Annotated in this window: 6 protein-coding genes and 1 pseudogene; 5 read left to right on the forward strand and 2 right to left on the reverse strand. The window is 70.7% G+C overall.

What is annotated here, in order from left to right; genetic code table 11:
- The first annotated feature begins 97 nt into the window (after positions 1-97).
- From VIP82_RS17490 to VIP82_RS17510, 5 genes are all read left to right on the forward strand, one after another.
- Complete coding sequence (locus VIP82_RS17490) at positions 98-472, forward strand: group I truncated hemoglobin (RefSeq protein ID WP_331910931.1); 375 nt, start codon at positions 98-100, stop codon at positions 470-472.
- A gap of 87 nt (positions 473-559) precedes the next feature.
- Positions 560-1,936: a transcriptional regulator gene (locus VIP82_RS17495; RefSeq protein ID WP_331910933.1), complete on the forward strand. Its 1,377-nt coding sequence runs from the start codon at positions 560-562 to the stop codon at positions 1,934-1,936.
- 61 nt (positions 1,937-1,997) lie between these two features.
- Positions 1,998-2,393 carry a VOC family protein gene (locus VIP82_RS17500; RefSeq protein WP_331910935.1) on the forward strand — a complete coding sequence of 132 codons (396 nt, stop codon included), beginning with the start codon at positions 1,998-2,000 and terminating at the stop codon, positions 2,391-2,393.
- Positions 2,394-2,620: 227 nt separating this feature from the next.
- Positions 2,621-4,171, forward strand: coding sequence for an acetaldehyde dehydrogenase ExaC (gene exaC, locus VIP82_RS17505; RefSeq protein WP_331910937.1), 1,551 nt, complete (start codon positions 2,621-2,623; stop codon positions 4,169-4,171).
- 194 nt (positions 4,172-4,365) lie between these two features.
- Positions 4,366-4,773, forward strand: a complete 408-nt coding sequence (locus VIP82_RS17510) for a DUF779 domain-containing protein (protein WP_331910939.1) — start codon at positions 4,366-4,368, stop codon at positions 4,771-4,773.
- A gap of 17 nt (positions 4,774-4,790) precedes the next feature.
- On the opposite strand, the gene VIP82_RS17515 is transcribed toward VIP82_RS17510, so the two are convergent.
- Both VIP82_RS17515 and VIP82_RS17520 read right to left on the reverse strand, forming a co-directional pair.
- Positions 4,791-5,279 (reverse strand): FBP domain-containing protein, encoded by a 489-nt coding sequence (locus VIP82_RS17515; protein ID WP_331910941.1) that lies wholly within the window; start codon positions 5,277-5,279, stop codon positions 4,791-4,793.
- Positions 5,280-5,522: 243 nt separating this feature from the next.
- Positions 5,523-5,718 (reverse strand): annotated as a pseudogene (locus tag VIP82_RS17520) (hypothetical protein); the annotation flags it as partial.

The raw sequence follows: 5,718 nt of genomic DNA on the forward strand, positions 1-5,718 counted from the left end.
AGGCCCCGAGCGACAGCCGCTGGCGTCCGCGCAGCGCCGGCCACTGACGACACACCCGCGACAGCGTCCACATCCCCTCACGAATCGGAGCACCCGCATGACCGACACCACCGAAGCCACGCTGTACCAGCGACTGGGCGAAGGCGACGGCATCGCCGCCGTCGTCAACAACATGTACCGGCTGATCCTGGGCGACGAGACGCTCGCGCCGTACTTCTCCGGCACCCGCATGGTCGACCAGAAGCGCCACATGGCGCTCTTCCTCGCCGCGGCGGCGGGCGGCCCCGACGGCTACAAGGGCCTCGACATGCGCGCCGCCCACGCCGGACGCGGCATCACCGACGCAGACTTCGACCGTGTGATCGGCCACGCGGCGACGGCGCTCGCCGACGCGGGTGTCGACGAAGCCACGATCGGCCAGGTCGCGGGCGCGCTGATGCCGCTGCGCTCCGAGGTCACCACCGCCGGCTAGGAGAGCCCGGCTCCGACGCCTCGCCGAGGGTGAGCCGCGGCCGTCCTACACTGGACGCACGCTCCACCGACGTCGATCGGAGCCGCCGTGTCATCACCCTGGTCGCAGCGCCGCGAGGTGTCGCCCGAGACATCCCGCCTGCTCATCGAGCGTGCCCACGAAGAGCTGGTCGCCGGCAACGCCGCCGACGAGCGGCTGAACGACGTGCGGATGCTCGTGCGCGAGTCCTGGCGCCGTTCGCTCGACAGCCTCGTCGGCGCCGAAGGGCTGCCGCCCCTCGACCTCGCCGTGGAAGAGCTCGAGGCGTATCGCCGCGCGCACCCGCTCGCCGGCGTCATCGACATGGTGCGCGGCCTGCTGCTGCCCGGCGACGCCTCCGAGTCCGGCGTCGTCGTGGCGGTCGGCGATGCCGCCGGGCGGCTGCTGTGGGTCGAGGGCGACCGGAATGTGCGGCGGCTGACGGGCGACATGGGGTTCGTCGAGGGTGCGAACTGGTCGGAGGATGCCGTCGGCACCGCCGCCCCGGGCACGGCCCTCGCGCTCGATCGATCGGTGCAGATCACCGGTGCCGAGCACTTCAACCGTCTCGTCCAGCCGTGGTCGTGCAGCGCCGCTCCGGTGCACGACCCCGAGACGCGCCGCATCCTCGGCGTCATCGATGTGACCGGGGGCCTCGAGGCGGTGACGCCCCAGGCGCAGCTGCTGGTGGATGCCACCGCCCGGGCGATCGAGGGTGAGCTGCTGGTCGCGCGGCTCCGCTCCCGCGCCGCCGAGGGGCAGGCGTCCCCGCACGGCGCCAACCGGCGCCGCGCACCCGCCCAACGCGCCGAGCCCACCCGTGCGACGCTCCGGGTGCTCGGACGCGACCGTGCGCTGCTCGAGGTGGCCGGCGAGGGGGTGGAGACGATATCCGAGCTCGGCCCGCGCCACGCCGAGCTTGTGCTCATGCTCGCCGTGCACCGCCAGGGACTGTCGGCCGAGCGACTGGGCGAGCTCGTGTACGGCGAGCCCGCCGACGCCGGCCGCGCGGCGACGGGTGCGACATCCGTCACGCTCCGCGCCGAGATGGTGCGCCTGCGCAAGGCGCTCGCGGCATCCGCTCCCGCTCTCGTGCCCGAGTCCCGGCCGTATCGGCTCGGCGTCGAGGTCGAGACCGATGCGCACCAGGTGCTGTCGCTGCTGGATCGGGGCGCGCACCGGGTCGCGCTCGCCGCGTACCGAGGCGACGTGCTGCCGGACTCCGTCGCGCCCGGGGTGGAGGAGTTCCGTGACACGGTCCGCACCGCGCTGCGCGAGGCGCTCATGGCCGAGGCGTCGGTCGATGTCCTCCTCGCGTTCGCCGAGACGGATGCCGCCGCAGACGACGTCGAACTGCTGAGGCTGTGCCTCTCCCTGCTGCCCGCGCGGTCGCCCCGGCGCGCGGGGCTCGTGGCACGGATAGAGAAGCTCGAAGCCGATCTCTGATCGCGGACCGTTCCTGTCCGCATTCTGCGGGAAGGTGGATCCACGACAGAGAGGGAGCATCATGCTCAACGGATTCGCCACCCAGAACGTGTACGCCGCCGACATCGACGCCGCCGCCGAGTGGTACACGGGGGTGTTCGGCATCGAGCCGTACTTCCGCCGCCCCGGTTACGTGGAGTTCCGTGTCGGCCCGTACGAGCACGAGTTCGGGATTATCGATGCCGCCTACCGCCCCGACGCGCCGGCCGTGCCCGGCGGACCGATCCTCTACTGGCAGGTCGACGACGTCGCCGCAACCCATGAGGTGCTCCTGTCGAGCGGGGCGTCCGGCTTCCAGCCGGTGACCGTCCGTGGCGAGGGCTTCGTCACGGCATCCGTGGTGGACCCGTTCGGCAACCTTCTCGGCGTCATGGAGAACTCGCACTTCGTCGCCACCCGCGAACGCCTCGGAGTATGAGGCCATCGACCCCGCCGACGGCAGTGTCAGCGGAGCGATGGACTTCGTCGAGAGCGGTCTCGCCGCGGCTCACGGCTGCGGCTGATCGCTCTGCGAACGCCCGCCGGGTTCCTTCACGGAGCGCGGCGGGCGTCTTCCTACCGGGTGCAACGTTGTGCAACGTCGCTCGGCCTAGCTTCGATCCATCGCGACGAGGACCGTCGCGGAACGCGTCGAAGGAGACCAGCATGACCATCGTCGAAGAGGGCGTCTCGAGCATCTACGCCGCCCCCGGGCAGCGCGGCTCGATCGCCGACTACCGCCCCCGCTACGGCCACTACATCGGCGGCGAGTTCGTCGAGCCGATCAAAGGCCAGTACTTCGAGAACATCAGCCCCGTCACCGGAAAGCCCTTCACGGAGGTGGGCCGCGGCACGGCGGAAGACATCGACCGCGCGGTGGACGTCGCGTGGCAGGCGTTCGAGTCGTGGAAGCGCACGACCCCGGCCGAGCGCTCCGTCATCCTCAACAAGATCGCCGACCGCATCGAGCAGAACCTCGAGAAGATCGCCGTCGCCGAGACATGGGAGAACGGCAAGCCCGTCCGCGAGACGCTCGCCGCCGACATCCCGCTCGCCGTCGATCACTTCCGGTACTTCGCCGGCGTGCTCCGCGGCCAGGAGGGCTCGCTCAGCCAGCTCGACGAAGACACCGTGGCGTATCACTTCCATGAGCCCCTCGGCGTGGTCGGGCAGATCATCCCGTGGAACTTCCCGATCCTGATGGCCACGTGGAAGCTCGCCCCGGCGCTGGCGGCCGGCAACTGCGTGGTGCTGAAGCCCGCCGAGCAGACGCCCGCGTCGATCCTGTTCCTGTTCGAGATCATCGGCGACCTGCTGCCCGCGGGCGTCGTGAACATCGTCAACGGGTTCGGCATCGAAGCCGGAGCGCCGCTCGCGCAGCACAAGCGCATCCGCAAGGTCGCATTCACGGGTGAGACGACCACCGGCCGGCTCATCATGCAGTACGCGTCGCAGAACCTCATCCCGGTGACCCTCGAGCTCGGGGGCAAGAGCGCGAACGTGTTCTTCGAGGACGTCGCGCGCGACACCGGCGACTCCTACTACGACAAGGCCCTCGAGGGCTTCACGCTCTTCGCGCTCAACCAGGGCGAGGTGTGCACGTGCCCCTCGCGCGCACTCATCCAGCGATCCATCTACGACCGTTTCCTCGGCGACGGGCTCGACCGCGTCGCGAAGATCGTGCAGGGCAACCCGCTCGATCCGGCGACCATGATCGGCGCACAGGCTTCGAACGACCAGCTCGAGAAGATCCTGTCGTACATCGAGATCGGCAAGGCCGGCGGTGCGAAGCTGCTCGCCGGCGGCGAGCGCGTCGACCTCGGCGGCGACCTCTCGGGCGGCTACTACGTCGCGCCGACGGTCTTCGAGGGCTCGAACGACATGCGCATCTTCCAGGAGGAGATCTTCGGCCCGGTCGTCTCGGTGACCTCGTTCGACGACTTCGACGACGCCATCTCGATCGCGAACGACACGCTCTACGGCCTGGGCGCGGGTGTCTGGAGCCGCTCGGGCGACACCGCGTATCGCGCCGGCCGTGCCATCGAGGCCGGGCGCGTCTGGACGAACACGTACCACCAGTACCCCGCGCACGCCGCGTTCGGCGGCTACAAGCAGTCCGGCATCGGCCGGGAGAACCACCTCAAGATGCTCGACCACTACCAGCAGACGAAGAACCTGCTCGTGTCGTACGCCGACGGCGCGATGGGCTTCTTCTAGACCGGCCGGACCGGCCGTCGCGTCCCGGAGGGGTCCGGCGCGACGGCCTCCGCGCCTCGGGCGGAGCGAGTCCCCAGCCGCTCCGCCCGGTCACCCATGTCCCACTTTCCGTTCCTGATGTCCCGGAATCGGTCGATAGCGCCCCTCGGAGCGACCGAAATCGGGACACGAACCACTGAAGCTGGGCGATCCAGATGGCCCAGACCCGCACCCACTCCCGTGTGGCGGTGACGGATGCCGCGGCATCCCTCCTGCGACGGCTCACGGCTGAGCACGGCCCGCTGATGTTCCACCAGTCCGGCGGATGCTGCGACGGCAGCGCGCCGATGTGCTTCCCGGTCGGCATGTTCCAGACCGGGCCGTCCGACGTACGGCTCGGCGAGCTCGAGGTCGGCCTCGCAGAGCCCGTCGAGGTCTTCATCTCGGAGTCCCAGTTCGAGTACTGGAAGTACACGCACCTCACGATCGACGTCGTTCCCGGCCGCGGCGCGGGGTTCAGCGTCGAGGGGCCGACCGGCAGCCGCTTCATCATCCGCTCGCGCATGCTGACGGATGCCGAGCTCGACCATTTCGGACTGGGGCCGCACGCCACCGCGGGGTGAGGTGCGGCCCCGTCCATTCAGTGGCTGTCGCGGATGTCGCGCGCGAAGCCGTCGGCGTGCGCGCGGAGCGCCTCGATGCGCCGCTGACGTGCGGCCATCACGTCGAACCCGAGGTACGCGGGCGGCATCGGCCGTCGTGCGTTCACGGAGCACTCGAAGTTCTCGCACAGGAGGGTGCCGACGGTGTCGCCGTTGCGGCCGGCCTTGCCGGCGCGCTTCGCCCCGAAGAGCACGACGTCGTTCGGGAGTGTGACGTCCTCGCACCACGAGCACTGCGGGCGCGTGCGCGTGCGCTGCTCGGCCTGACGCAGCAGGATGCCGACGGGCTCGTCGTCGACCGGCACGACGATGAAGCCGGCGAGCGGCTGCTTCGGGTCGCGCCAGCCGAAGTAGTCGAGGTTCTGCCAGTCGACCTCGCCGAGGTCGGGCACGACGAGGGCGTTGCGTTCGCGCAGCGAGGCGTTGACGAAGGACGCGCGGATGTCCTTCTGGGTGTATACGTGCATGATTCCTTGTTTTCACGGGGGATCGTCGCGGTACGACGAGAGCGGATGCCGCGGGCGGTGGCCCGCGGAGAGTCGACGGCGTCGCGCTCGGCCTCAGACCGGGCGACGCGCGCGGCTACCTCCGCTCGGCGCAGGAAGCGCCGAGTACCCCCTCACGCCCGCCGGGCGTCGTGAACGTCGAATGCACGCCCGACAGCATACGCTCGTGCGCCTGCGGGCCGGCCGGGCCGGCTGCGCCCGCGATCAGCGCAGCAGCGCCCCGCCCACCTGCGAGAACAGCCAGAACAGCACCACCACGCCGCCGACGATGATCGTCACCCAGGGCACACCGCGCTGCAGGCGTCTGCCCTGCGGCGCGACACCCGGAGGCGGCCGCAGTGCGGCGAGCGGCACGCCGAAGGGGACGGTCCCGAGGCCCCCTCCGGGCGCCGCCGGCGCG

Origin of the sequence: Microbacterium sp. (genome assembly GCF_036566905.1) — a bacterium.
GTDB lineage: Bacteria > Actinomycetota > Actinomycetes > Actinomycetales > Microbacteriaceae > Microbacterium.